The organism is Psychrobacter sp. T6-1 (assembly GCF_052258445.1).
Window position 1 is genome coordinate 1 of the sequence record NZ_JBQQFC010000767.1, and the last position, 597, is coordinate 597.

A 597-nucleotide genomic window follows, 5' to 3' on the forward strand; every position below is an offset into this window, starting at 1 on the left:
GAGTATTCAACGCACAGCGGTGATTTGGAAGATTACACGCATAGCCGCATCATTATAAGCCGCAATGCAGCCAAAGAAATTTGGCCAACGGTAGCGACTTGGATTGAAACACACAGCATTACTTCACACTGTACATCTCCTCAAAATAACTTCACATAATATAACTGAACTAAGTTTGTGCGCTGGTTACGCTCAATAGCGTTATCTATTAATTTGATGGAGTAAATTACGAAGTTATATGTCATACCTGGTACTTGCGCTGTCGTACCCCATACCGCACTTGAATGGACGGGCGCAGATTACGAGCTTGAGCTATTAGATCACGACTCTTCTAAGTCAGCAGAATATTTGCGTATCAATCCACAAGGGACGGTTCCTGCAATCGTTGATAGCAGTAGTGATGGCTCTGAAATCATCGTCACCCAAAACATTGCCACCCAAGTCTACATTGATGCCAATTATCCCAAAGCCAATATCTTTGGTACAGATGCTTCAGCTATTAGTAGGGCAAAAGTGATGCAGTGGCTAGCATTTGTGAATGCTGATGTGCACAAAGCCTTTGCGCCACTCTTTGGACCTGATGGCTTCGTTGAAGGC

Annotated in this window: 1 protein-coding gene; it reads left to right on the forward strand. The window is 43.9% G+C overall.

Translation table 11 applies throughout. The features are described from left to right. Positions 1-243: 243 nt before the first annotated feature. On the forward strand, positions 244-597 hold a 354-nt coding region (locus ACTXGO_RS15875), incomplete at its 3' end, for a glutathione S-transferase family protein (RefSeq protein ID WP_443575200.1).